This window comes from Planotetraspora silvatica (assembly GCF_016863315.1).
Classification (GTDB): domain Bacteria; phylum Actinomycetota; class Actinomycetes; order Streptosporangiales; family Streptosporangiaceae; genus Planotetraspora; species Planotetraspora silvatica.
On the sequence record NZ_BOOQ01000023.1, the window covers coordinates 10,434 to 36,061 of the forward strand.

General features: G+C 70.2%; 22 protein-coding genes. 8 read left to right on the plus strand and 14 right to left on the minus strand.

Annotated features, from left to right (window positions below; all coding sequences use genetic code 11):
- The 4 genes from Psi02_RS17105 to Psi02_RS17120 are packed head-to-tail and all read right to left on the minus strand — an operon-like array spanning position 1 to position 4,611.
- The gene (locus tag Psi02_RS17105) at positions 1-1,302 is read right to left on the minus strand and encodes an AAA family ATPase (RefSeq protein ID WP_203975224.1); all 1,302 of its coding nucleotides are present in this window, start codon (positions 1,300-1,302) and stop codon (positions 1-3) included.
- Positions 1,299-2,759, minus strand: coding sequence for a hypothetical protein (locus Psi02_RS17110; protein ID WP_203975226.1), 1,461 nt, complete (start codon positions 2,757-2,759; stop codon positions 1,299-1,301). Before Psi02_RS17110 ends, Psi02_RS17105 begins: the two co-directional genes overlap by 4 nt.
- The gene (locus Psi02_RS17115) at positions 2,756-3,847 is read right to left on the minus strand and encodes a hypothetical protein (protein WP_203975228.1); all 1,092 of its coding nucleotides are present in this window, start codon (positions 3,845-3,847) and stop codon (positions 2,756-2,758) included. Before Psi02_RS17115 ends, Psi02_RS17110 begins: the two co-directional genes overlap by 4 nt.
- A complete protein-coding gene (locus Psi02_RS17120) occupies positions 3,844-4,611 on the minus strand; it encodes a hypothetical protein (RefSeq protein ID WP_203975230.1) in 768 nt (255 codons plus the stop codon). The genes Psi02_RS17115 and Psi02_RS17120 overlap by 4 nt, the downstream gene beginning before the upstream one ends.
- A gap of 109 nt (positions 4,612-4,720) precedes the next feature.
- Between Psi02_RS17120 and Psi02_RS17125 the strand changes: the two genes are divergently transcribed.
- Positions 4,721-5,179 (plus strand): NYN domain-containing protein, encoded by a 459-nt coding sequence (locus Psi02_RS17125; protein WP_203975232.1) that lies wholly within the window; start codon positions 4,721-4,723, stop codon positions 5,177-5,179.
- A gap of 16 nt (positions 5,180-5,195) precedes the next feature.
- Here Psi02_RS17125 and Psi02_RS17130 read toward each other — a convergent pair whose 3' ends face one another.
- Together Psi02_RS17130 and Psi02_RS17135 are read right to left on the minus strand one after the other, a co-directional pair.
- Positions 5,196-6,014, minus strand: a complete 819-nt coding sequence (locus tag Psi02_RS17130; RefSeq protein WP_203975234.1) for a MerR family transcriptional regulator — start codon at positions 6,012-6,014, stop codon at positions 5,196-5,198.
- Between the two features lie 125 nt (positions 6,015-6,139).
- Entirely contained in the window at positions 6,140-7,453 is a 1,314-nt protein-coding gene (locus tag Psi02_RS17135) for a glycosyltransferase (RefSeq protein ID WP_203975236.1), read from the minus strand.
- 278 nt (positions 7,454-7,731) lie between these two features.
- Between Psi02_RS17135 and Psi02_RS17140 the strand changes: the two genes are divergently transcribed.
- The 3 genes from Psi02_RS17140 to Psi02_RS17150 all read left to right on the plus strand — a co-directional run bounded on the left by Psi02_RS17140 (position 7,732) and on the right by Psi02_RS17150 (position 9,895).
- Positions 7,732-8,223, plus strand: coding sequence for a GyrI-like domain-containing protein (locus Psi02_RS17140; protein ID WP_203975241.1), 492 nt, complete (start codon positions 7,732-7,734; stop codon positions 8,221-8,223).
- A gap of 212 nt (positions 8,224-8,435) precedes the next feature.
- Positions 8,436-8,984 (plus strand): RNA polymerase sigma factor, encoded by a 549-nt coding sequence (locus Psi02_RS17145; protein ID WP_203975243.1) that lies wholly within the window; start codon positions 8,436-8,438, stop codon positions 8,982-8,984.
- The gene (locus Psi02_RS17150) at positions 8,981-9,895 is read left to right on the plus strand and encodes a hypothetical protein (protein WP_203975245.1); all 915 of its coding nucleotides are present in this window, start codon (positions 8,981-8,983) and stop codon (positions 9,893-9,895) included. Before Psi02_RS17145 ends, Psi02_RS17150 begins: the two co-directional genes overlap by 4 nt.
- Before the next feature lie 129 nt (positions 9,896-10,024).
- On the opposite strand, the gene Psi02_RS17155 is transcribed toward Psi02_RS17150, so the two are convergent.
- The 7 genes from Psi02_RS17155 to Psi02_RS17185 all read right to left on the minus strand — a co-directional run bounded on the left by Psi02_RS17155 (position 10,025) and on the right by Psi02_RS17185 (position 16,143).
- Positions 10,025-10,471: a protein-tyrosine phosphatase family protein gene (locus tag Psi02_RS17155; RefSeq protein WP_203975252.1), complete on the minus strand. Its 447-nt coding sequence runs from the start codon at positions 10,469-10,471 to the stop codon at positions 10,025-10,027.
- A 151-nt stretch (positions 10,472-10,622) separates the two neighbouring features.
- Entirely contained in the window at positions 10,623-11,639 is a 1,017-nt protein-coding gene (locus tag Psi02_RS17160) for a CU044_5270 family protein (RefSeq protein WP_203975254.1), read from the minus strand.
- Entirely contained in the window at positions 11,636-12,220 is a 585-nt protein-coding gene (locus tag Psi02_RS17165; RefSeq protein WP_203975256.1) for an RNA polymerase sigma factor, read from the minus strand. Before Psi02_RS17165 ends, Psi02_RS17160 begins: the two co-directional genes overlap by 4 nt.
- Before the next feature lie 294 nt (positions 12,221-12,514).
- Positions 12,515-13,147, minus strand: coding sequence for a response regulator (locus Psi02_RS17170; protein WP_203975258.1), 633 nt, complete (start codon positions 13,145-13,147; stop codon positions 12,515-12,517).
- Positions 13,140-14,387, minus strand: coding sequence for a sensor histidine kinase (locus tag Psi02_RS17175; protein ID WP_239094953.1), 1,248 nt, complete (start codon positions 14,385-14,387; stop codon positions 13,140-13,142). Before Psi02_RS17175 ends, Psi02_RS17170 begins: the two co-directional genes overlap by 8 nt.
- Positions 14,388-14,408: 21 nt before the next feature.
- Positions 14,409-15,149, minus strand: coding sequence for an ABC transporter permease (locus Psi02_RS17180; protein WP_203975261.1), 741 nt, complete (start codon positions 15,147-15,149; stop codon positions 14,409-14,411).
- Position 15,150: 1 nt separating this feature from the next.
- Positions 15,151-16,143, minus strand: coding sequence for an ABC transporter ATP-binding protein (locus tag Psi02_RS17185; protein WP_203975263.1), 993 nt, complete (start codon positions 16,141-16,143; stop codon positions 15,151-15,153).
- A gap of 247 nt (positions 16,144-16,390) precedes the next feature.
- On the opposite strand from Psi02_RS17185, the gene Psi02_RS17190 reads away from it, so the two are divergent.
- Both Psi02_RS17190 and Psi02_RS17195 read left to right on the plus strand, forming a co-directional pair.
- Positions 16,391-17,188, plus strand: a complete 798-nt coding sequence (locus tag Psi02_RS17190) for an alpha/beta fold hydrolase (protein WP_203975265.1) — start codon at positions 16,391-16,393, stop codon at positions 17,186-17,188.
- 180 nt (positions 17,189-17,368) lie between these two features.
- Positions 17,369-20,185 carry an ATP-binding protein gene (locus Psi02_RS17195; protein WP_203975267.1) on the plus strand — a complete coding sequence of 939 codons (2,817 nt, stop codon included), beginning with the start codon at positions 17,369-17,371 and terminating at the stop codon, positions 20,183-20,185.
- Between the two features lie 235 nt (positions 20,186-20,420).
- Here the strand turns inward: Psi02_RS17195 and Psi02_RS17200 are convergent, their stop codons facing one another.
- Positions 20,421-22,637 carry a M4 family metallopeptidase gene (locus Psi02_RS17200; RefSeq protein WP_203975269.1) on the minus strand — a complete coding sequence of 739 codons (2,217 nt, stop codon included), beginning with the start codon at positions 22,635-22,637 and terminating at the stop codon, positions 20,421-20,423.
- Between the two features lie 583 nt (positions 22,638-23,220).
- On the opposite strand from Psi02_RS17200, the gene Psi02_RS17205 reads away from it, so the two are divergent.
- Both Psi02_RS17205 and Psi02_RS17210 read left to right on the plus strand, forming a co-directional pair.
- On the plus strand, positions 23,221-23,655 hold the full coding sequence (locus Psi02_RS17205; RefSeq protein WP_203975271.1) for an ester cyclase: 435 nt from the start codon (positions 23,221-23,223) through the stop codon (positions 23,653-23,655).
- A 122-nt stretch (positions 23,656-23,777) separates the two neighbouring features.
- Positions 23,778-25,598 (plus strand): glycosyltransferase family 2 protein, encoded by a 1,821-nt coding sequence (locus Psi02_RS17210; RefSeq protein ID WP_203975273.1) that lies wholly within the window; start codon positions 23,778-23,780, stop codon positions 25,596-25,598.
- The last annotated feature ends 30 nt before the right edge of the window (positions 25,599-25,628 follow it).

Consider the following 25,628-nt stretch of genomic DNA (forward strand, 5'->3'; position numbering starts at 1 on the left):
TCAGGCCTGAACACGGTGGTCGGACAGGTGGGCGAGGACGGCGTGGTTGGCCTCCCAGCCATCGGGAAATTTGACGGGCACGTTGAGCTGGACGCGTCCCGTGGACGGTTGGTTGTCGAGCAGTTCGGCGATTCCCGCGCGGGCGACGACGATGCAGGCATGGCGGTGGCGTGAGGTGAGCACGCAGAGGCGGCCGGATTCGAGGTGGAACGCGGTGGCGTCGCGCCGTCCGGACAGCGGGTGCAGGACGATCGTGACGTCGTATTCGCGGCCCTGGAGCCGGTTGGCGGTGTCGACGGTGATCCCGGCCGGCACACCGGCGGCGCGGATGGCGGCGACCTGGTCGTTGTGGGCGCAGCCGATGGCGATGCGATCGGGGCCCACATCATGGGAGCCGTTCTCGTCGTGGGCGACGGCTCCCCGTTGGAGCAGGCGGACGGCCAGACCGGCGCAGGCCTGCACGGCGTCGGCGTCGGTGCGGATCGTGTGCCGATTGGGCAGTTCGTGGAGCGCCCACCCGGTGGCGGCGGCCTCGTTGAGCGTGCGGTCCCAGGCAACGGGGAATCCGGCGGTGGTGAGCTGAAGTTCGCGGTCGGCTGCTGCCGTACCGGATCGGAACGGCGCGAAGGGATAGAACGCCTCGGAGACGAGCGGGGCCGCACTCGCGGGCAGCCGCCAGGAGACGGGCAGCCGGTGTACGGGCAGGTTGTTGAGACGCCCGATGACGGCGACCGCGCTCTGCATCGGGTCCCAGGCGAGGCCGGCCCAGCGTTCGGTGTCCACGACGGAGAAGGGGTCGAGCTGTCCGGGGTCGCCGACGAACAGGGCCCGGTCGAACAGGGCGGCGATGGCCAGCAGCTTGTCGGAGCGCATCTGGTAGGCCTCGTCGACGATCGCCCACGTCCAGGTGTGGCCGGACACGTAGGCCCACTTGTCGGCTGTGGCGACCACGACCGCGCAGGCTTCGACCTGGTCGATCTTGTTGGAGGCTGTGACGCCGGGGTGTCGCGTCACGCGGGACGGGACGGAGAATCCGTCGCTGTGCAGGCGGCCGATGGAGAGCGTGGGGGCTTTGGCGGCGAGTTTGTCCGTCAGGTCGTCGACCTGCTCGTTGGTCTGCGCCACGATCATGAGCCGTTCACCCGAGCCTGCGAGCGTCATGGCCGCGGTGACGACCAGGGTCGTCTTGCCCGCTCCGGGCGGGGAGTCCACGATGACGCCCCGGTGCGGGCCGCCGGTGAAGTCGGCCAGGATGGCTTCGGTGGCCTCGGCGGCCGCCTGCTCAGGAGTCAGTGTGATCAAGACCAGGCCTCCTGGGCGTCTTCGTCTGTGGGGACATAGGGGGCCGGAGGCCCGCCGTGGGTCCAGGGGGTGTCTTCTCCGCTGGGCAGGCGTGGGCGTTGTCCGCCGCCGGGGTCGAGTTCGGCGTAGCAGACGATCTCGCCGACCTCGGGAACGCTGCCGGGGGCCGGGGTGGAACCACGCCCCATCTGGTCGTTGATCTGGATGACGACGAGGTCGCCGGCGATGCTGACGATCTCGGTCTTCTGCTTGCGATTACGGCTGGAGAAGAGCCTCTTGCCGGGCGAGAGCCGTACGGGATCGCTGGTGCGGATCGTGACGAGCGGGCGAGGGGCGGGCCGCGTCTTGCCGGGAGGGACGATCCGCCTGGTCGCGTCCACGGCGACGACCTCGCCGGAGAAGGCCTTTCCGGCCACGCGGTGCTCGGTCATGACGAGCGGGTCGTCGAAGGCCCGCTGCGCTTCATAGGTCTGCAGGGCCGATTCCAGGTCGGCCAGGCGGATGGCCGCGCTGACGGCGCCGTCGACGCGTCCACGGGGGAAGCCGCCGTCGGCGAGGCGAGCGGTCTCACGGGTGAACTGATCACGATCCTTGGCCCACCGGGCGTCGACGGTCGCCGCTTCGGGAAGTCCGCGGAGCAGTCGGACGGCCTGCCACATCAGCGCCCAGGTCGGTTCCAGCTGGGTGCGTAGAGCTTCGCGGACCTGAGCCGGGGAGCCCGAGCTCTCGTAGGCGCGGATCGCGTGGTCCAGGACCTGACCGTCGAAGTCGGGATGTGTCTCAGGTCCGGCGGGCGGTGAGGTGAGTGGGTCTTCCGCCGCCAGGGCCGCCTCTGGGCCGTTCTGCCCTTCAGGTGGAGCGATCCAGGCGAGCTGTGTGGCGAGGTTGGCGTCCTCCATCGGGCTCTGCCCGGTGGCCCAGTGGAGGGCGAGTGCCTCGGTCAGGGCGACCAACGCCGACGATCCCGCGTATTCGGCTCGTTCGGCGAGGAAGGTCAGCCATTGGCCGAGGACCGGTACGGAAGGGTGCACCGGGTAGGGGCCGTCGGCGCGACGGAAGCGGGTGGAGCGGCCGAGCAGTTTGGTGAAGGCGACCCCGCCGCGGTTGGGCACCAGAAGTTGCGGGGCGTCGGAGGACCGTTCGTACGGAGTCTTCGCCTCGACGGTCTCGGTGACCGCGGCGAAGCCTTCGATGTAGGGCAGCATGACGTCGGCGAGTTCGGCCATGAAGGCGAAGCGCAGGTCGCGGTTGCGAGGTTGGGGGACGACCAGGAGCCGCGGGTTCGCCGGGTCCGTGCCGACCAGCGCCGCCAGCGGCGCCGCGGCCTCACCGGCGAGCTTCAACGGAATGAACACCATGGGTGTGGCCGACAGATGCACGTGCCGGACGGTCGCGACGGGCTGAGCCCGTCCGGTTTGTACGGCTAACGCGCGCGCGTAGGAGCTGATGACGCTCATGCGACGGCCTCGATGTAGATCCGCCGGACGTACCGCAACTGTTCGGCGATCTCGGTCTGCTCGGGAGAGGGCAGCCGACTGTCGTCGGCGAGACCGAGCGCGGTGGGGATGGACTCGACGCCGCCCAACTCGTCCCGTGCGGTCCGCCCCAGCATGTCCGTCGACCCGCTGTCCCGAGCCTCGGCACGGCAGAACAGCGCCATCTCGCAACTGGAGAGACATTCGGGCGCGAACCGCGCGTCGACGGTGCTGACCGCCTTGGCGGCCTCGTCCGGGGACTGCGCCTCGATGTCGAAGGTGATCCCGACGGGCAGTTCGTCGAGGATCCGGTCGATGCGGGTCAGGCGGGACAGCTGCCGGTCGAGCGCGGCCAGTTGCTGGCGGACGTCGAGCAGCGTCGCGGTCGGATGGTTGGCGAAGTCCTTGGGGCAGACCAGCACGACATCGTGGGAGACGCGGTCGGGATCGAGGCCCTCGGACGCGAACAACGCACGCAGCGCGTACACGTAGACCGCGGATTGGCGGGCCGCCGCCGCGACCTGTCCGGCGTCGGCCTGGTCGTCGATGACGGCGAAGGATTTGATCTCCACGACGTGGAAGCGGCCTTCGATCTGGAAGGCGATGATGGCCGGCTCGAGGTAGACCTGATGGCCCGCGACACCGAGTTTCAGCAGCGGGTGGTCGAAGAGGGTGCCGGCTCCCTCGCCGTCGGAGGCGGCACGCTTGAGCAGCGCGCGCGTGCGGGTGTGCCGTACCTGATGGTTGTCGCTGCCGCCCACGTCGGAGATGTCGGAGTAGGACGCTTCGGAGATCGACAGGTCGAGCGTGTCGCGCAGCAGACGCAGCAGGTGGGCGCACCCGTTCGCCTTGACCAGGGCGTCGAAGGACGCGGCCCGGGTGATGGCGAACGGAGACTGCCCGAATGGAGCGGGGTAGCCGAGGTGGGTCGCCGTTCTCTGCTTGTCGATCCCCGCGGCGTCCAGGAGGGCACGCCGGTCGCAGCCGGGGTTGACGGCGAGGGCGGCGATGGTGCGGGCGTTGTGGTCGAGGGGCGCGGCGGGACCGCGGAGCGTGTCGAGACGGGTCACGCGGTCCTCGCTGTCTTCAGTCCCGCGCCGAACAGCCGGGTGACCTCGTTGAGCTGTTGTTCGGCGCGTCGGGCGGCCTCGCCGCGCTCGTCGGTGTCGCTCTCCTCGTGGACGGCGAGTTCGGCGCCCGCGGCGGCGATCACTTGGGCGGGATCGGCCTGGTCGAAGCCGTCCACGGCTCCCGGGATGTTCTGTGCCATCCGGGTCAGCAGGCGGTAGGCCGACGGTGAGGCGTCCTCGCCCGCACCGGTGAGCCGCATGATGTGCTCCGCGATGCGGGTGGCCGAGGTCAGGAAGTCCGCACGAGGGCTGAGCGGCCCGATGATGCGGCTCGGCAGGGGCCACGTGCTGACGGCCAGCAGCCCCCGTGCCGGGGACAGCAACTCGGAGGTCAGCGCGGCGCACAGATAGTACGGCCGGGCATACGGCGAGGTGCGGAAGGACTTCTCCTCGTCCCTGCGCAGGCTGGTCAGCTGGCTGGTGGTGATGTGACCGGCGAAGAACGCCTCGTTGACCGTCACGATCATTTTGGCGGCCGTCGGCACGCCGAGCAGTGTGAGCGCCTGATGGACCTGCTCGCGTACGGGGAGCAGCGGGGCCTTGGCCGGCTCAGGCTCGGGCTCCAGCGCGTCGTCCCAGGCCCGCTCGGTCTTGCGGAGCTCGGCACGCAACGACCGGACGGTCGCGTGATCCCCGGCCGCCTTGGCGGCCCGTATCTCCGAGCGAAGCCCGGCGATGCGTTTTTCCAGAGCGTCTAGTTCCACGGTCCCGCAGAGTATCAGAGGTCCCACGGGAAACCTAGAGATTCCACTTGCTTCCACGGATTTCCAGCATTACTGTTTCATGGCACAACGCTGGTGATGGGAGTGAGCGATGCGATCTCTGCGACAGGGACGTGCCATCCATCTTTTGGACATCGAGAACCTGGCGGGCTCCGCCCGTCCCGGCACGGCCGAGGCCGAGCAGGTCATGGCCGCCTATCGGCGGCTGGTGCCGATCGGGGAGATGGACCAGTTCGTCGTGGCGGTCAATCACAACGCGGTCGTCGGGGTCGGCCTCGCGTTCCACGGCGTGCAGTTGCTGATGCGTTCCGGCCCCGACGGGGCCGACAGTGCGCTGTCCGAGGCGGCACGGGCCGACCGGGTGGATCTGCGGTTCGAACGCGTCGTCATCGGATCGGGTGACGGCTACTTCACGGACCTGGCGCGGTGGCTCGCTGACCACGGTGTGCGGGTGACCGTGGTCGCCAGGACCCGCAGCATCAGCTGGCGCCTGTACGTGGCCGTCAGCGACGTCGCCTACCTCGACCCCGTCACCGATCAGGCCGCCTGACCCATCCCCGCGGCCGCTATGCGGGGCGGGTGACGGCTTCCTGCAGTTCGGTCACCCAGGTCGCGGGGTCGCCGTCGCCGTACTTGAGGTAGACCTCGCGGGCGACGCCGGAGCTGCGATGGCCGTTGTCCTCCATCCACCTGGCGAGCTGCCCGTAAGTGCTGCTCACATCGTCCATCGGCCCGTGGTGGATGATCGTGGCCGCCTGCTCGATGGCGGGCAGGTCGACGACGTCGAAGTCATAGGACTTGCCCGGCTCCATGTTCACCGGGGCTCCGGCATGCACCCGCACGCCTTCGGGGACCGGCTCATAGTGGGCGACCGCCGGGCCAGTGATGACGAGTCCGGCTTCCCCCAGCCGTTTGGTCAGGTCCGCGTACAGAGCCTGGACCACGGGGCCGATCTTGCTGGACTCGTAGCTCTCCGCCGTATCGCTGAGCTCGGCGAGGCGGATCGCGGGGACACTCTTGATCACGACGTCTGCGGGCATGACGCCCTCCGTTTCGATCATCCGGAGCCTCGCCTCGACCCTGGCCAGCCGCGCCGTGTCGTCGGCCACCTGAGCCTCCAGTTCCGCCTGGCGGAGCCGCAACATGCCGCGCAACTCGTCCAAGCCGACCTTCTCCTCGAGGATCTGCCCCACCTCATGGAGGCTGAGGCCGAGGTCCTTGAGCGCGAGCAGCCGGTTGAGCCGGGACAGCTGCCCCGCCTCGTAGTAGCGGTAGCCGGTGGCCTGGTCGACCCGGGCGGGCCGCAGCAGTCCGAGCGCGTCGTAGTGCCGCAACATGCGCACGGACACGCGGCCGAGGCGGGCGAAGTCTCCGATACTGAACATGACGCCTCCCGGTCTATGGCCTCACACTGTGTCAGGGTCAACCACGCCAGGAGCGACCTCCCGCCGCGGTCCACCGCGACCGGTCGGTACCGGGATCGGTTCGAGCGTCGCCCCGACTTCATGTCTCAGCCGCTGTGATCAGGCTTCCAGACCCCGTCGGGGCAGGTCCAGGACGCGGCGACGTCCGAGCCGGGAGACGACCTGAGGGCGACCGCCTCCAGGAACAGGCGTGCGCGTTCCGCGGCGGGAAGCCCGACGTGATCACGTGTTCTCACGGGGGGAGGGTCGTCGAGGAATCGCAGTATTCCGTCGCCGAACTCCGCGGGCTCACGGAACCCCGCCTCCATGTCTTCGAAGACACCGGGTGTCTCGCCGCGCAGAGAGCCGTCTCTCGCGACGACGGGAAGCCCCGCGAGGGACGCCTCCCACGCCGCGATCCCCTGGGTCTCCGTCACCGAAGCGGTCGCGAACACGTTCACCCGGCGATAGAGGTCCATCAGGGCCCTGCGGCTCACGCCGCCCGTGATGACGAGGTTGGAGCCGAGGCGTTCCTTGGCGGCGTCCAGCCGGATTCCGGTGGCGCGATCCTTGCAGGGGCCGATGAGGATCAGCGTCGCGTCGCCACGCCGGGCCACCACGTGGTGAAACGCGTCCAGGAGGAAGTCGAGCCCCTTCTCCCGGCTCATGCGTCCGACATAGACGATGCGCGATCCCTGTGGACGACCTTCGACGGACGACCGGACGTCCTCCGGCAGCGTCTCCCCGCTGATCTCCGACGCCTCGACGCCCGTCGGCAGGATGAACACCGGGGATTCGATGCCCAGCAGGTCGGTGTACTGGGCCGTCTTCGCCGACGGGACGATCAGCAGATCGGCCGCGCCGGCCCCTCTCGCGAGGATCTTCCGGAACGCATGAGGTTCCCGCCGGGCGCTCGCGGACAGGATCTCCCGCCGCGACGGGCGGTCCTGGTCGTTGTCCACGCTGAGAGCGGCCGGCAGGGCGAACAGCCACCCGAGCGGATACTTCTCGACGTAGGCCTCGAAATCGGTGTGCCAGGACAGAGCGGCGGGGATCCGGGTCCGGCGAGCTGCGCGGAGTGCCGCGACTCCCAGAGGGCCGATGGTCTGAATGGAGAGCACATCAGGGCGGAACTCCCGGATCCTCCGGGCGATCCACGCCACGGAGACCAGGGACAGCGGGTAGCCGTCCACTGGGGTCGGAAACGATCGCACATCCCAACGGACGACACCGCGTGTGTCCGTTCCGCTGGTGTTGCGCCGGCCAGGTGCGATGAGTGCGACGGCGCATTTCTCCTCGACGAGGCCACGGATCATCGAGTCGGTCGAGGAGGCTATCCCGTCGGCGCGGGGGGCGACGGAATCCGTCACCACGAGAACGCGGCGCCTGGAATCGGCCAAATGGTCATCGCCGTCGGTCACGGTGACTACATCCCTCGATCGGGGGCGGATGTTGTCAGATCGAACGATCAACTCCCTGGGATCGTAGCCGTTCGCCCGTCGCCACGAAGGCGGCCGCGGCGTCGTCCGGGGTTCGCTGACGGCATCAAGAGTTTTCCCGCGGGGACGGCTGACGGCATCAGGAGTTTTCCCGCGGGGCCGGCTGACGGCATCGGGAGTTTCCCGGCCGGATCCGGGGCATCGGTGGCATTCTGACCGAAGCCCCGGAGATCCTTCGGGCGTGAGCCGGGAGGACGCGGATGTCGCAACCCACACTCGTTGCCCGTGCCGAGCAGCCGTACGTGGCGATCAGGCGCCAGGTCACCATGGACACCATCGCCGAGATCGCCGACCGTTTTCCTGAGATCTTCGGCTGGATGGCCGCACGCGGGCTCGCGCCGGCAGGAGCTCCCTTCTTCAGGTTCAACGTCATCGACATGGACGGGATCCTGGAGATGGAGGCGGGCGTGCCCGTGACGGACGTCGTGCCGGGCGACGGCGTGATCCTTTCGGGGGTGCTGCCCGCGGGACGTTATGTCAGCGTCACCCATGTCGGCCACCCCGACGACCTGATGGACGTCACCGCGGAACTACTGCGATGGGCCGCGGAGCGCGACCTGCGGTGGGACATGGCGCCGACCTCCGAGGGCGAGCGGTGGGGGTGCAGGCTCGAGCTGTACAAGACCGATCCCGCGGTGGAGCCCGACATGGGCAAGTGGGAGACCGAGCTCGCCTTCCGGCTGGACGACTGACCGCGTCTTCCGCCGTGCCGGTCCAGACGCCGGTTCAGGCGTCAGTCCAGACATCGGTCCAGGCGTCGGTCCAGACGCCGGTTCAGGCCATGCGGGCTTTCGGCGTGCCGAGATTCTGCGGGGTCTGCGAGAAATGATGGGTTCGGTCCGCACATAGGGAGGGTGTCCGCATTTCGCGCTGACACAAGGGAGACCTCTCGTGGGAACCGCCCATGGATGACGAACGGCCGGCCAGATTCGAGGCCGTTTACAAAGGGGCGTACGGCCAGATCACGGCCTACGCCGCGCGCCGCTGCGATTCGCCGCAGGACGCGGCGGACGTGGTGGCGGAGACCTTCGCCATCGCCTGGCGGCGGATCGACGAAATGCCGCGGGGACAAGAGGCCACACTCTGGCTGTACGGCGTCGCTCGAAACGTGCTGTCCAACCACCGGCGCGGTGAGGTGCGCCGCCAGGCGCGCAGTGCCGAACTCGACGCCGAGATGGCCGACCTCTACGGGAACTCCCCGGACAGCGGACTAGAGCTGGCGGCGATCGCCCAGGTGTTCCGCACCCTGCCTGATGACGACCGTGAGCTGCTGTCACTGGTCGCGTGGGAGGGCCTGGACCGTCAGGAGATCGCCACGGCTCTCGGGCTGTCCCGCAACGCCGTACGCATCAGGCTCCATCGCGCCCGCGGGCGCTTCTCACGCGCGCTCACCGAGGCGGGCGTGTGCGTCACCTCCGAGAGCCGGCTGGTCCCGGCGGAGAGGCCACTGTGACAGACATCGAAATCCTGATGAGATCGCTGCCCCGGGTTCAGCCCGGAAGGCCGGGAGGCCGCCCGTCCGACGCGGGGGCGCGGACGTTGCTGGCCTCGATCATGGAGGAGGAGCCCGTCGCGGCCGTCGTGGAGCCGCGGCGCCGGTACGGCTTCCGCCGCCTGGCCGTGAGCCTGGCCGCCGCCGCACTGCTCGCCACGGGCATCGTCGTCGGTCCGAGCCTGTTGCAGGACGGCGGCGGGGCTGCGAGTTCCTACGCCAGCTCGGAGATCGAGATCCAGCGGGAGGGGGACGAGTACGTCGCCCGCATCAAGGATCCCTTCGCCGACCACCAGAAGTTCAGCAAGGCGTTCCAGGCGGTCGGCCTGGATGTGGAACTGCTCATCGTCCCCGTCCCCCCAAGCCAGGTGGGGTTGGTCGTCTCGGCGGGCTTCGAGACCGAAGCCGGGGTGACGACGAAGACGACCTCGGCGATGGTGGACCGGGACGAGCAGGTGTGCAAGGCAGGGGAGAAGGGCTGCTATCTGCTGCTCCGGCTTCCGGCCGACCTGACGGGGAGGTCATGGTTCAAGCTGGGACGCCAGGCTCGGCCGGGTGAGACCTACGACAACCCGGGGCGTGCCACAGCCGCGGGGGAGGATCTCGCCGGAGCCGAGGTGCACGGACGCCCGGTCGGCCAGGTCATGACCGAGGTGCGTAAGCGGGGTCTGACCGTCGCGTTCGCTCTCGTGGAACCTGTCGGACCCGGCAAGGGCTACTCGCTGGCGCCCCTGGCGGCCGACCAGGTGGGAGATGACTGGACCGTCTGGGAGGCCGAGTCGTTCAGCGCGGGGGCGGTGCGGTTGCTGGTCACCCGCGAACATCTGAACTACAACCCGATCTATGGCACGGACGTCCAGCCGGAATCCTGACGCCGGGGGCCTCACATCTCGCCGTGTCCCGTACGGCAGGCCGTACGGGACACGGCGAGGTCGCGGGTGTCAGCGCCGTTGCCACGACAGGTCGGTGGTGGACCGTCCGGCGTCGGCGGCCGGTTCAGGTCAGGACGCGGCGGAGGTGGAGAACCACGCCACCCAGCGACGTTGCCAGGGCGTTTCGACCGCCCGGTGGTGGTAGTTCGCCCGGGTCCACCTGACCGCATCACGGGGTGAAAGACCTGTGCGGGTGGCCAGGCAGGCGATGGCGGTGCCGGTCCGGCCGATGCCTCCGTTGCAGGCGACTTCGACGCCGAGGCCGGATCGTGCGCGGTCGTGCAGCCCGATGATGGAACGGGCGGCGGCGTCCCGGTCCAGGGGGAGCAGGAAGTCCGGCCAGGAGACCCACTCGTGCGGCCAGGTCAAGGCCGCCTCGTGGCGCCGCCGGAGGATGGCGGCGCCGAGGTAGAGGCCGAAGTCGGGTACGGGGCCGTCGGGCTGGGGATCGCGTAGTCCGCGACCGCGGATCCAGACGCCGTCGGGCAACTGGACCGAACCTGGGAGCGATGCCATGCGCTTACGGCTCCGTCCTTCTACGGTCGTTCGCGACGTCCGGTCGTCCCCGGCGCCGTCGTCCGCCGAGACCCGCAAGTATCCCGATCGTCTCAGCCCGCGTCCACGCGACGGGGAGGCACGGATCCGTCGCAGTGCCGGATCCGGATCCTCAGGAGGTCTGGCCTGCCCGGTCCACGATCGCGATCTTGAGGACCGCGGTGGAGTCGAGCACCTGACCGGCCTTGAGCCCGTCCTGGTTCCGAACCTGGGTCGAGCGCTCGCCGAGGAAGGCGTGGGTGCGCGCGTCGAAGATCAGCTCGGTCCTGGATCCCTGCACCTGGGTCAGCGCCACCGCGACCCCGGTACGGCCCGCCTCGTCCGTCACCTCGCCGACCACCGTCACCCCCGGAATCCTCGCCACCGCGTCGAACACCGCGGCCAGCGAGGCGGGAGCGATGTACGCCTCGCGGATCAGGTCGCCTGCCGCGTTGAACGCGTCCTGGTCCCGGGGATTCCTGGTGTCGCCGCCGGCCCGGCGGAGTTCGGCCAGCATGCCGTCCGCGTCCGTCGGCAGATCCCTCCTGTAGTGGGCCTCCGGCTCGCAGGGCTGGGTGCCCACCTTCCCGCCCTTGTCCCAGACGCGGATCCCGTCGCGGCAACCCGGCATCTCCATGACCTTCGCCGTGCCGCCGCCGGACCCCGGCCGCTCACGGATCATTCCGTCCTGCGTGCCGTCGACCGACAACCAGGCCTGGCGCCGCTGGGAGATGACGGTCATGTCTCCCGGGCCGCTGCCCTGCCCCTGGGACATCCCGATCGCCGTGGTGATCGACTCCGCGTAGACGAACTGGTCGCCCCGGACCGCCACCGCCGGCCGGTTCCGCGCCTCCGACGCGGCGCCCTGCAGGATCCGCACCGCCGCCGAGGCGGTCGACGCCGGCGGGTTCCCGCCGACGTTCACCACCTGGGTCGTCAGCACACCGGCCGTCAGTGCAGCGGCCAGGCCACCCGCCGCGGCGATCCGCCAGCCCATCGTGGGCATCGTCAACCGCGGCAGCCGGAACCCGGCGCGGCCCGTCTCCCGGGCCGTCTCGGCCAGCACCCGCCGCCTGAGCCGCTCGGGCGGGGAGGCGGAGGCCGGATCCAGTGCCGTGCCCAGGTCGTCCAGAGTCTTCAGCTCGTTCATCGAACCTCCTCGATCGCTGTGGTGGGGTTGCTTCCGCCGAGTGCTTCCCGGACCCGCCGCCGCGCCCGGTGCAGTCGTGAGCGGACCGTGCCGATCTTGATCTGCAACGTCTCGGCGACCTCCTCGTACGTGAACTGACTCCAGGCGACGAGCAGCAGCACGTCGCGGTCGGCGGGGGACAGCCGTCCCACGGCCTGGGCCAGCGGGCCGCGCAGCGCCTGGGCGGTCACGGCGGCGGCGACCTGGTCGGCGAATCCGTCCACGACCTCGCCGGAGCCGGACCGGGCCAGCGTCCGGTAACGGGCCTCCTCGGCCCGCCGCCGCCGGGCGATCTCCCTGGTGACGATGCCGAACAGCCACGGCCGGGCGTCCGGCCTGCTGAGGTCGTACTTCCGGCGTTGCCGGAACGCCGCGAGGAAGGTCTCGGCGACGACGTCCTCGGCATGCTCAGGGCCGACCCGGCGATAGGCGTACCGGTAGAGCTGGGCCGAATACCGGTCGTACAGCACGGCGAACTTCTCGGTGTCCCGCCAGGACGCCTCGATGACGGCGGCGTCATCCGCGTCCCGCGTCACCGCCATCGTCACCACAGCGGAGCGGCCTGATGTAACCGGTTCATTGACTTCCTCCCGTCGTCGCGACATCGGACACCCATGTCTCTGCGGCAGGGCGGTTTCGAGTTCACGCGGATCGTCTGCTCGGCAGCGGGCCGGAGATCCGCGTCGCGGCGCGAGGAAGGACGACGACCGGGCCGGACGTGAGCGTGCCGTGGGCGTGGATTCGTGGAGATGACCCGGTCCACGGTCGTCCCGCATGGCACGGGGGAGTTCGGGCAGGCTCAGCCGTACGGCCCGGGGCCAGCCGTCCAGGCGGGCTCAGCCGAGGATGCCCCGCTCGTAGGCGACCGCGACGGCCGCGGCCCGGTCCTTGACCCCCAGCTTCCCGTAGAGATGGGTGAGATGGGTCTTGACGGTCGCCTCGCTGATGAACAGCACAGCGGCGATCTCACGGTTGGACGTGCCCTTGGCGACGAGGATGAGCACCTCACGTTCGCGGGTGCTCAGGGGCTCGTTGCCCGGGGCTCTCACGCGCGAGACCAGGCGTGAGGCGATGGCCGGCGACAACACCGTCTTGCCTTCCGCGGCCGCCCGCACGGCGGTGAACAGCTCGTCGCGCGGCGCGTCCTTGAGCAGGTAGCCGGTGGCGCCCGCCTCGATCGCGGGAAGAGTGTCGGAGTCCGTGTCGTACGTGGTGAGCACGAGCACCTCGCAGCGCAGGCCGCGGCGGGTCAGCTCGGCGATGGCGTCGACACCGCCGCCGCCCGGCATCCGCAGGTCCATCAGGACCACGTCGGGGTCGAGCATCGCGGCGAGCGCGACCGCTTCGGCTCCGTCGGAGGCCTCGCCGAGGACCTCGAAGTCGGGAGATGCGGCGAACATGCCGCGCAGCCCGTTACGCACGACGGGATGGTCGTCGACGATCAGGAGGGTGATGGTGCGCTCAGCCATGGCGCACCAACGGTACGCGAGCCGAGATGGCCGTGCCATGCCCCGGCTCGGACTCGATGTCGACGGTCCCGGCGATGCGTTCCGCGCGGGCGCGCATGCCGCCGAGGCCGAAGCCGCGGGCGGTCTCACGCCGGGGCAGCGCGTGCGGGTCGAAGCCGCGCCCGTCGTCGCGGACGTCCAGGCTGACCTCGTCGTCCATGTACGACAGGGTGACGCCGACCCGTGTGGCGTCGGCGTGCCTGCCGGCGTTGGCGAGTGTCTCCTGGGCGATGCGGAGCACGGTGGCCTCGACCTCGTCGTGCAGCGCCTCGACGGTGCCGGTGACGGTGAACTCGGCCCGTACGCCCGTCGAGGCCGACCATGTCGCGACGATGTTCTTCAGTGCCTCGGGGAGCGTGTCGTGCTCCAGTGCTTCCGGGCCGAGGTCCTGGACCGAGCGGCGGGCCTCTCCCAGGCTGTGGCGTGCGAGGGCCGCGGCGCGCTCGACGTGGTCGCGGGCGACCGCGGGGTCGGCGCTGTCGGTGGCCGCCTGGAGCTGGGTGATGATGCCGGCCAGGCCCTGCGCGATGGTGTCGTGGATCTCGGCGGCCAGCCGCCGGCGTTCGTCGTTGACGCCCGCCTCGCGGGCCTGGACGAGCAGTTGGGCGTGCAGCCCGGCGTTCTCCTCCAGGGCCTGCTCAAGACGGGCGTTGGTGCGCTCCAGCTCCGTGATGGTGGCCGCCTTGGCGTTGGCGTTCTCAAGCTCTTTGGCCCCGAGCTTGCCGAAGAGGATGACGAGCGAGGCGTTGAGCAGGTAGAGCGCGCCGAAGGCGATCCACTGCAGGCCACTGGGAGGAGGCAGCCCGCCGGACTGGGAACCCGCCATGGTCACGGCCGTGGCGAGCAGCCCGACGCGTACTGCCCGGCGCGGCAACAGGCGGTCGGCGTCGAAGTACCCGACCACCGCGTACACGGCGAAGAACGGGTTCAGCCAGGTGAGCGCGAAGCTGAGCGCGAACCGGACCCAGTAGTAGGTCCCGCTCGCCAGGCCGCGGAGTGGCAGGCCCGGGCTGATCCTGCTCCAGGCCAGCTGCAGAGCGAAGGCCGCCGCGGTGAGCACAGCCGTCGGGTACATCTCACCGCGGGTCATCACCGCGTCGCCGGAGGCGAGCGCGATCAGCGCCCCCAGGCTCAGCAGGGCGTACGGTCCCCAACGGGAGTAGCTGGCCCACCACTCTTCGATCACTCGGTCGCCTGACACGTCGTTCAGTCTCCCTTTTCGTCACTCCCAGCGGAACCAGCGTGCCGCGGCGGCGACCAGCACCACAGTCCACAGTGCCGTGACGCCGAGGTGCGACCAGCTGGGCCAGTCGCCCGCCGCCGCCTCGTTCAGCGCCTGCGAGGCGGCACCGAACGGGGTGAGCTCGACGATGCGCCGCAAGGTGTCCGGCATGACCTGGACCGGGAACCAGACGCCCGCCGTGAACATCGCCGGGAAGAAGACGGCCGTGCCGACGGCGGTAGTGATCTTCGTGGTGCGCGAGACCGCGGCGATCGTCGCGCCCGCCGCGAGCGCGCCGAGCGTGGCGAGGACCAGCGCCAGCGCGTAGCCGAAGAGCTGCTTGGGGAGCATCACGTCGTAGACGAGACGGCCCACGGCCATCGCGATGACCGCCGAGCACAGGGCGGCCGCGGCGTGCAGGACGATCTGCGTCGTCAGCAACGACACGGGCCGTACCGGAGTGGTCGACATGCGGCGCAGGATGCCGCGCTCCCGGTAGCCGGCGAGGACGGGCGGCATGGCCTGCAGCCCGGCCATGATCAGGGAGAGAAGCACGACGATGGGGACGTACAGGTCGATGGTCCGCAGGCCTGCCATCGCCGGGTCGGGGTCCCGGAAGGACGGGATCAGGCCGAGGATCACCAGCAGCACCGTGGGGAAGGCGCCGATCCAGAACAGGCTTCCCGGCTCGCGGCTGAAGAGCCGTGCCTCGGACTTCAACACTGCGGTGGATGCGGACATGTCAGGCCTCCTGCTTGGTGAGATCCGCGGCGCGGCCCATCGTCGGGTCCGTCGGGTCCGTCGGGTCCGTCGGGTCCGTCGGGTCCGTCGGGTCCGTCGGGTCGGTCGTGAGGTCGAGGAACGCGTCGTCCAGCGTGGCGTCGGCGACGCGCAGCCGCTCGGCGGTGATCCGGTGCCGGGCGAGCAGTGAGATCACCGCGTTGACGGTCTCGTCGGTCCCGTTGATGACCAGGCGCCCGTCCTTCTGCTCCACGGACGCGACCGCGGGCAGCGCGGTGAGATCGGCGTCGTCGAGCGGCCGCGAGGGCGTGAACGAGATGACGGTCGACGACGCGGTGCGGCTGATGAGACCCGTCGGGGTGTCCAGGGCGGCGACCCGGCCCGCGTTGATCACGGCGACGCGGTCGCACAGGTGCTGGGCCTCCTCCATGAAGTGGGTGACCAGCAGGACGGTCACACCCGAGTCTCGTACGTCCTCGATCAACTTCCAGGTGTCGCGGCGGGCGCGCGGGTCGAGACCGGTGGTGAGCTCGTCGAGCACCACGATCCTGGGGTTGCCGATGAGGGCCAGCGCGATGAACAGCCGCTGCTTCTGGCCGCCGGAGAGCTTGCCGAAGCGGGTGGTGAGACGGTCGGTGAGGCCGAGCCGTTCGGCCAGGGATCCCCAGTCGGCCGGCTTCGGGTAGAAGGCGCTGTAGAGCTCCAGCGCCTCGCGTACCGTGAGCTTCGCCTGCAGGTCGCTCTCCTGCAACTGCGCACCGAGGATCCTGGTCACCTGTGCGTGGTCGGAGACCGGGTGGAGACCGGCCACCTTGACGGTGCCGGCGTCAGGGACCCGCAGCCCCTCGACGCATTCGACGGTCGTCGTCTTGCCTGCGCCGTTCGGGCCGAGAATTCCGAAGATCTCACCTTCTTCCACGGCGAAGGACACCCCGTCCACGACGGGTCTGCCCCCGTAGAACTTTCTGAGGCTGTTCACTTCGATAATCGCCATGTTCCCGATGATCCCGGCGGGCGGCGCTCGAGTACATCGCCTATCACGTCGAGACCGCCTCATCCGATCGGTTGATACGGGCCTACGACCGAACCCGACCGCCCCGCCGCGAAAGGTTCTCATCGGGGACGAAAAGGGAACACGAGAAACGAATTCGAAATAGTCTGGCGGGGGCGATTCGATGCCGTATTCTTCGCCGTTTCAGGGGTTTCGGCTGGCCTACGACCGGTACGGTGCCGGCCGGCCTGTGGTTCTTCTCCATGGGTGGCCGGGAGACCGGACGGATTACGACGAGCTCATTCCGCTTCTGGCGGATCACGCCGATCTCATCGTCCCGGATCTCCGTGGATTCGGGGAATCGGACAAGCATCCGGCCGATCCCGAGGATTTCTATTCCGGTGCGGGCCAGGCGGCGGGTGTCAGCGCGCTTCTCGACGAACTCGGCGTCACCGGCGCGGTGCTGGCCGGATACGACATCGGCAGTTTCATCGCGCAGACGACCGCCCGGAATCGCCCTGACCTGGTGCGCGCTCTGGTGGTGTCCCCGCCGCTCCCCGGCGCGGGCGAACGCGTTCTCGGCCTGACGGCGGTCAAGGAATTCTGGTACACGTCATTCCACCAACTGCCCCTCGCGGAGAATCTGATCGACGGTGATCCGGCCGCCGTGCGTTCTTACCTCGAGCATTTCTGGAACCATTGGTCCGGGCCGGGATACACAGTGGACGATTCGCGAATCGACCATTTGACGGACGTCTACTCCGCGCCGGGAGCGTTCATCGCGTCGATCATGTGGTATCGCTCATCGGGAAATCCGGTCACGAGCTATGCGCGGGAGGAGACGCCGGAGAGGAGCGACCGGCTCGCGACCCCCATCAAGGTTCTCTGGCAGGAACACGATCCGATCTTCCCCATCGCCTGGGCGGACAGGCTCGACGATTTCTTCACCGATCATCGCTTCGAGTCGCTGCCGGGCGTCGGCCATTTCACCCCGCTGGAGGCGGCCGGCGGATTCGCCGCCGCGATCAGGGAGTTCCTCGCCGGCTGAACAAGACCTGCCCACCGGGCGGATGCAGAGTCGCCGCGGGTGACGTGCGGGGCCGTCGGCGTACGTGGCGACTTGACTGCATTCGCAACAGGCTTGTAACGCTCGGGGGTTGACCTCGGCCGAAGGTGCGTAGATAACTGTCCCGGGGGGGTCCAGCACACCCGATCCTTGGAGCGGTCGATGAGCAGCGTGCCCTCCCCCGCACTGGTCGGACGCATCTCCGAGCTGCGGATCCTGACCGATGCCATGACCCACCCTCCGGCGGCCGTGCTGGTGGAGGGCGAGGCGGGCATCGGGAAGACCCGGCTCGTCCGTGCCGCGCTCGGCCGGCTCCCCGCAGGTGACAGAGCCGTGCTCCTCGGTTACTGCCATCAGATCCGCGAACCCTTCCCGTACGGGCCCGTCTTCGAGGCGCTGCGCGACGTCGCGGGCCGGTTGCCCTCGGCCCAGGCGCTCAACCCGGTGACCGGGGCGCTCCGCGGCCACCTTCCCGAACTGGCCGACGTGTTGCCGCCCTCCCCACAACCCCTGGACGACCCGCGGGCCGAACGGCACCGGCTCTTCCGCGCGATACGGGCGCTGCTGGGCGCCGTCGGGGCGGCCGTACTGGTCATCGAAGACCTGCACTGGGCCGACGACGGCACCCGCGATCTGCTGAGATTCCTGACCGGGCAGCCGCCCGAGGGGCTGGCGGTCGTGGCGACGCACCGGCGGGAGAGCCAGGGCACGGCCCGCTCGCCCCTGGGACGCGCCTACCGGCACCAGCCGGACACGACCAGCGTGGTGGTGTCGCTCGCCCCTCTGGACATGACCGATGTCGGGAACCTCGCCTGCGCACTGCTGGACCGCCCCGACCTGCCGCACGAGTTCGTCGCCCGCCTGCACGAACGCACGGCGGGCATCCCGTTCGTGGTCGAGGAGATGGTCAGGTCCCTGCCCGACGCGGAGGAGCCCGACGCCCTCGACCGCGTCGGGGTTCCGCTGCTTCTGCGCGAGGCGATGGCCGAGCGGATGGCGGGACTGTCCGCCGCCGCGGCGGGTGCCGTCCAGGCGTCGGCGGTCCTCCGGCTCCCCGCGGGCGAGCAGCTGATCACCGCGGTCGCCGGTCATTCCGCCGGACTGGGCGAGGCGCTGCGGGCGGGAGTCCTGCACGAGCATCCCGGCGGCCGGTACGGCTTTCGCCACGCGCTCGCACAGCAGGCCGTGTACGACGCCATCCCCGGCCCCGATCGCCGTTCGGCGCACGAGCGCGCGATGACCGCCCTCGGCGCCATGGACTCGCCGCCGCTGGTGCAGCTCGCGTTCCACGCCCGGCAGGCCGAGGACACCGAGGCCTGGTTGCGCCACGGAGCGGCCGCGGCCAGGCACGCCGCCGCGCTCGGCGACACCGCGCTCGCCGTCGAGGTCATCGAGGGCATGCTCGGCGATCCGGACCTGCCCGCGTCCCACCGGGTGCCCCTCGCGCTGATGCTGAGCCGCTTCGCGGCCACCGGACTGTCCCACCAGCGGGTGGTGCGGCTGCTGCGGCACGTCCTGCGCGACGACTTCCTGTCCCGCGACGCCCGCGGCGAGGTGCGGCTCAACCTCGGAGTGGTGCTGTCCAACCAGGCGGGGGACACCGCCGCCGGACGTGCGGAGATCATGGTCGCCCTCGACGAGCTGAGCGAACGGCCGACGCTCGCCGCCCGCGGCTGGGCGTTGCTCGCCATGCCGGCGTGGGGGACCGAGTCGCTCGCGACGCACGAGGAGTGGATGTCACGCGCGGAGGCGCTCGTCGCCACGGCCGACAGCCCCGAGCTCGCGGCGGCGGTGCTGGCCAACCGTGCCTCCTTCGAGATGCGGATCGGTTCGCCCCGCGCGTTCGCCGTGGCCGCCACGCTGCCCGTCGCCGACGCCCGCACGGCCGTACGGCGGCAGGTCGCGCGCGCCTACTGCAACATCCACGACTCGCTGATCACCCTGGGCCTGTACGCCGAGGCCGCACGGTTCGCGCAGGAGGGCAGGCGGCTCGCCGTGGAGACGGGCGCGCAGTACCCGGCCTACCTCCTCGACGTGTCGGCGATCCGCGGAGACTGGCTGACCGGGAGGTGGGACGGTCTGCGCGACCGGGCCGCGTCCCTGGGGGAGCTGGCCACAGAGACCCCGCTGATCGCGGTGGACGTCTGGCTGGTGCTGGGCCTGCTCGCCCTGGCGAGGGGCGAATGGGACGAGGCGACCGAGCACTTCCACACCGCCGGGCTCGACGCGCCCGACGCCCGGTACGTGCCGATCGTGACGGCCGCCTCCGGAGGGCTCATCGACCTGCGCCTCGCCCGTGGCGAGTTCGACGCCGCACTCGCGGAGGCCGAGGCCGCCGTCGCGCGGTTGCGCCGCAAGGGCGTCTGGGTCTGGGGCGCCTACCTGGTCCCCTCCGCCGTGACCGCGTTCGCCTGCGCCGGACGTGTGAAGGCGGCGGCGGATCTGGTCGCCGAATACGCCCACGGGATCGCGGGCAGGGTCGCGCCCGCCGCGCACGCCGCCCTTCACATGGCCCGTGGCGCGCTCGCCGCCGCGGAACGCAGGCACGGCGACGCCGCCGGCTGCTACGCGCGTGCTCAGCAGGCCTACGCCGTCCTGCCCCAGCCGTACGCGGCGGCGCGCGCGGGCGAAGGCGAGGCGCGTGCCAGGCTGGCACTCGGGGACGGCGGCGCCGCGGCGGCCATCATGGAGTTGGCGGAGCGGTTCGCCCGGCTCGGCGCGACGCATGACGCCGCCCGCTGCAGGCGTGCGCTGAGGGACATCGGCGCCGAGGTCCCGCTCCCGCGCGGCAGGAGGGGGAACGCCGGCGCCCTCTCCGAGCGGGAGAAGGAAGTGGCCAGGCTCGTCGCGCTCGGCCGTACCAACAGGGAGATCGCCGATGTGCTCTTCCTGTCGACGCGCACGGTGGAGAGCCACGTGGCCACCGTGCTGCGCAAGCTCGGTCTACGTTCGCGGACGCAGGTCGCCCCGCCCGCATGAACGGTGCGCTTGAACGGCGCGCTTGAACGGTGCACATAACGGCGCGCATGAATGGCCTTGAACTGCTGATCGGCTCCTGGAACCGTCCTCGGGTCGAAGCGGCCCGGCATGGCGAAACCCCCGGGACGGGTGGTCCCGGGGGCCTGGCGCCGTTCTGTCGGCGCCGTTTCGCAGCGCCGTTCTGTCAGCGCGGTTCTGCCGATACCGATCTGTCCGTGCGGTTCTGTCGGCCGCGCTAGACGGTGATGCTCCAGGTGTCGAGGACACCGGTGTCGAGGCGGTACTCGTCGGTCACCTCGAGGACCCACTGTCCGGACGCCTGCTGTGAGACAGGCGCCGAGTAGGTCCTGGTGCCGTACTGCGTGCAGCTGGAGCCGCCGCTGGTGTCGAGCGTGTAGTACGTGCCGTTCGGGCCGCGGAGCCGGATCCGCAGGTCCTCGGCGCAGGTGTGCGAGATGGTCACGCTCACCCGGACCGGGGAGACCGCGGTGCCCGTCGCCGTGGACGTGACCGGGCTGGTGATGGTCGTGAGGTCATTGATCGTGAAGTCGGTTCCGTTGGTGAACGTCCTGGCGCCGCCGGAGCCCTGCACGGTCAGCGAGAACGCCGCGGTGTGAGTGCCGGTCGATCCGGAACCCGTGACGGTGACGGTGTAGGTCCCCGCGGGCGTCGACGTGCCGGTGCTGATCCTCAGGGTGGAGGAGGCTCCCGACGTCACCGACGTGGGGGTGAAGGTCGCCGTGGCTCCCGAGGGGAGGCCGGAGGCGCTGAAGGAGACCGTCTGCGCGCTGCCCGCGGTGGTCTGCGTGCCGACGGTGGCGGTGGCCGCCCCGCCGGGCGCCACGGAGCCGGACGTCGGGTTCAGCGACAGGGAGAAGTCGTTGCTCGACGAACTGCAGGTGGGCTCGCCCGACTGCGTCGGGACGCTGACCGCGTTCCAGGCCGCCTTGGTGGCGGCGCACTCGGGGCTGCTCGCGCCGTACAGTTCGACCGCCGCGGCGAGGGACGCCGACCTGACGTTGGCGTACTTCCAGGTCGAGGTCTTGCGCTGCAGGGCGCCCATGTAGATCTTGCCGGCCTTCTGGATGGAGATGCCGGTGACCGACGAGGGGCCGCCCGAGCAGATCGGGCTGTTCGGCTTGCCGCCGCCGGGGGAGGAGCCCTCGGCGAGCAGGTAGAACCAGTGGTTCAGCGGACCGGCCGCGGAGTGCACCTCGGTGGAGGGGATCGACGTCGACCAGCAGTTGGGGTCACCGGCGAGCGACGGGTTGTACATGTACCGGATCGGCCCGTCGCCGACCAGGTCGACCTCCTCGCCCACCTGGTAGTCCGGGGGGTCGTTCGGGTTGTTGGCGTAGGCCTCGGTGAGCGCGCCGAAGACGTCGCCCGTTGCCTCGTTCAGGCCGCCATTCTCGTTGCCCGATCCCGCACCGCCCGGTGTGGTCTGGAAGATGGCGTGGCCGAACTCGTGCGCCACCACGTCGATCTGCGTGGCCTGGCGGGCGTTGTCCTGCGAGTGGCCGAAGTTGGTGTAGCTGCCGTTCCAGTATGCGTTGACGTCGGCCAGGCCCACGCGGGCGGGGAAGCCGCCGCCGTTGCCGTTGATGCCGTTGCGGCCGAGCCAGGAGCTCAGCATGTCCCATTCCCGCTGCACGGCGTAGAGCGTGTCCACGCAGGCGGTCTCCAGGTTGGTGCCCGAGCCGTTGCCCCACGCGTTGTCGGTTCCCGTGTAGGCCGAGCCGTTCTGGCCGCCGCAGCGCAGGCCGCTGCGGGTGGGATCGGTCATCGAGTACGACGTGCCGGAGCCGCTCGTGTCGAGGGTGACCTGGCCGTAGTAATAGCCGTTGCCGGTGCCCGCGCGCACCTCGTCGTAGCTGTCCGCGACCTCGCCCGTGCTCGCGTCGACGAAGACGTGCTGCTTGCTCGGCTTGCCGTCCGAGATGCCGGACACGAGGCTCTCCCACGCCAGTCGCGGCCCCGCGCCCCAGGCGAGGACCACCAGGCGCGGCGCGGCGCTGTCGTCGACCCGGGACAGTTTCGTCTTCGCCGCCTCCAGCGCCTGGTCGGCGGTGATCGTCGGAGAGGTCGTCACGGCCTTGGTGGTGGAGGCCGCCGCCGCGGTGTCGCGGACGTGCCCGCCGGAGTCGGTGACGACGACCGCGTCGCCGCCCACGACCGGCAGGCCCTTGTACGAGCGCTCGTAGGTGACGTAGTACATGCCGCCGCCGCTCGGAGTCACGGCGGTGCGGCGGTAGCTCTCGTCCGACCTCTTGCGCAGCTTGTCGAAGCCGCTCGCCACGGCCTGGTCGGCGGCGGCCGTCGCGAGTTGCCGGGGATCGGACAGGCGGGCGGTGCTCGCGGCCGGGGCCTTCGCCGCCGCGGGAGTGGTGGGTGCCGCAACGGCGACCGTGGCCAGGGCCGCGGTCACCGCGAGGAGGACTCTGCGCCTCATGGGCGTCTTCCTTTCTCTGCCTCCCACGCCGCGTTCCGCTTGTGAGCGGGCTCGGCGGGTCTCGCCGCCGGATGGCACCCGGCCGCGGACGGTGGGAGTCGGGGGGTGATGAGAGAAATGGACGGGGTTCTCGCCGGTGCCGGGCACGGCCGTCTCATCCGGCGGGCATGTCTCCCATGGCGGGAGCGGCGGCTACGGGGGCAGGCGGGGGGAGGTCACGGCACTCCTTCTGCGGAGGGGCCGGGCGAACCGGTCTGGGCGCGACGCTAGGTCCACTGCCAGGAGTTGAATATCCGTAGTGAGATCCGTATATATACGGAAAAAGTGTTGAACCAGCGTCAACCGCACGGCTCTGTCGTGAACGCGGCGCCCTGCGCAGCGAGAACGCCCCGAACCGCGCCTGCCGTTCTAGCGGCCGGGGCGTTCCGGTCACCCGGCCTTCGTGCCTCGATCCGGGGTCGGGGTGGATCTACAGTCGGCCGATCCGCCCTTGGCCTCCCCTTTGACCTGCATGTCAACGATCGAGGGGTGCTTGACCGGGCCCTTGGTAGCGTGACCGTTACCGTACGGAAAGGGGCCGCCGGTGTCTGTTGTGCGTGAGGTCACGGATCGTCTGCTGGCTGCCCTGAACTCTCACGACCTGGACGCCGTGGTCCGATGTTTCGGCCCCGAGGCGGTGTACTTCAACGCCGCCGGCATGGCGGAGGGTCATGAGCAGATCCGCTCGTACTACGACTACCTGCTCACCGCGTATCCGGACCTGTGCTTCACGTCCTTGACCAAGGTCACCGGCGACGACCTCGCCATGACCGAATGGCGGATGACGGGCACGCAGAGGGGCATGCTCCTGGCGCCCGACGGGGAGCCCATCGAGCCGACCCATCGCCGCGTCACCCTCCATGGATGCAGCGCGAGCATGGTCGAGGACGGTCTGATCGTCAGCTACCGCGTCTATTTCAACGAGCTGGAGCACTACGCGCAGCTGGGCCTGTTCCTCCGCTCCGCTCAGGCGTCCTGATCCGTCTCTCGGCCGCGCGATGGCGATAGCCGTACGAACCAGGCGTAAAGGGGTGTGGCCTCGGACGGCCGGCGGGCGGAAGCGGCTCGGGCATGGTCTCGCTGGTCACATAATGGTTTCCGATGGAGACGGAGAGTGACCACCAGGTCGATGTCAGCGTGCTCGTGCTCGCGCGAAACTGCCGCGCGCATCTCGACCGGTGCCTGACGTCCCTGCTCGTCCAGCGGGTCGACAAGGAGATCGTCGTCGTGGACGACGGCTCGTCCGACGGCACCCGGGATCTCCTCGACCTCTACGCCGCGCACCATCCCGGTGTGATCCGGGTGATCCATCGGGACCGCCGGGGCGTGCCCGCCCGCTTACGCAACCGCGCCCTGGCCGAGGCCAGGGGACGGTACGTCTTCTTCTGCGACGGAGGCGACCATCTCGGGCCCGACGCCCTCCGCCGGATGGTCGCGACGGCCGACGCGAACACCTCGGACATCGTCCTCGGCAAGATCGTCCGCCGGGGAAGGGGCGCCGGTCATCTCGTCCGCCTCCCCGAGTTCGCCTTCCGCGACGACGCCGACGTGGTCGGCCTGCTCGACGGCGCCTACGAGAGCCTGTCCTGCTTCAAGCTGTTTCGCCGTTCGTCGCTCGAACGGCACAGGATCCGCTTCGACGAGACCCTGACGACGGGGGACGACCTGGCCTTCTCCGTCCACGCGTACTGCCATGCCGGCGTCATCTCCGTCGTCGCCGATCACGACTGCTACCACCTGGTCCGCCGGCGGGACGGCGGCGTCCCCATGGCCGAGACGGCCGGCCGCGACCCGCTCGCCTGGCTGCGGATGATCCGTACGCCTCTCGAACTGATGGCCGGGCACATCCCCCCCGGCCCGCTCCGCGACCATCTGCTGCTCCGGCACTTCAAGCTCGACGTGCTGGCCCAGCTCGGCGCGCCCTTCCTGGCCGCATGCGAGGCGGCGCGCGAGAAGATCGTCATGGAGGTCGCCGACATCTGCGCGGAATGGCTGACCGACGGCGTCCGCGACCTGTTCGGCGACCTGGAGCGGCTGCGCGTCGCGTCGTTGGACGACGTCGACCGGCTCGTACGGCTGGCCCGCGTCGAGACGGCCCCGATGCGACACCGGCTCCTGGGGCTGGACTGGATCGGAGGTCGGCTGGAGGTCTCGGGGAGCGTCTCGCTCGCGGGGTTCGACGGGGAGGTGTGCCTCGTCCTTCGTGAGCGGACCGCACAGGGGGAGCGGCGTGTTCCCGTGACCCGGATCGCCGACAGGTTCGGCGCCATGATCGAGGTGACCTCGCTCCCTTCCGGCATATGGGACGTCCACGTGGCCGTTGAGTGTGAGGGGGTCCGCAGGCTCGCCCGGCTGCGGGCCGACCGCGACCCCGTCATGGTCGCACCGGCCGCCCGGTTCTCCTCAGGAGTCGTGGCGGTGCCCTTCCTCACCCGTTCGCAGGGCTATCTCGGTCTCGACGTCGGCGGCCATCTCCTGCGGGTCCCCGGCGCCGTACGGCTGGCGCGCGCCGAATGGGCGGGCCGGCGGCTGCGGGTCGAAGGCCAGGTGCACGTGGGCAGCACACCGGGGGCCGTGGCCGTACGGCATCTGGTCTGGCGTGAGCGGGCCTCGGGACGGGAGCGGCGCCAGCCTGTCGTGGCGACCGGCTCGCACACCTTCGTGGCGAGCGCGGGAGGCTTCTCCGCCGGGACGTGGGACGCCTATCTCGAACTCGACGTGGGCGGTCCGCCGGCCCGGTTCCCCGTCAAGGTCGACAGGCCGGAGGAACTCGACGGGACCATGCGCTGGTGGTCCGGCCTCATGAGGTGGACCGTCCGTCCGTACGCCACCTCGGTCAACCGGCGTCTCAGCACCTCGGTGCACGTTTCCACGCCGTTCACCCTGCTCGGTTCCGCGATGCGAAAGTTAGGGCCGAGTTAACTGCAACTTATTTGCAACTGCGACTGGCTC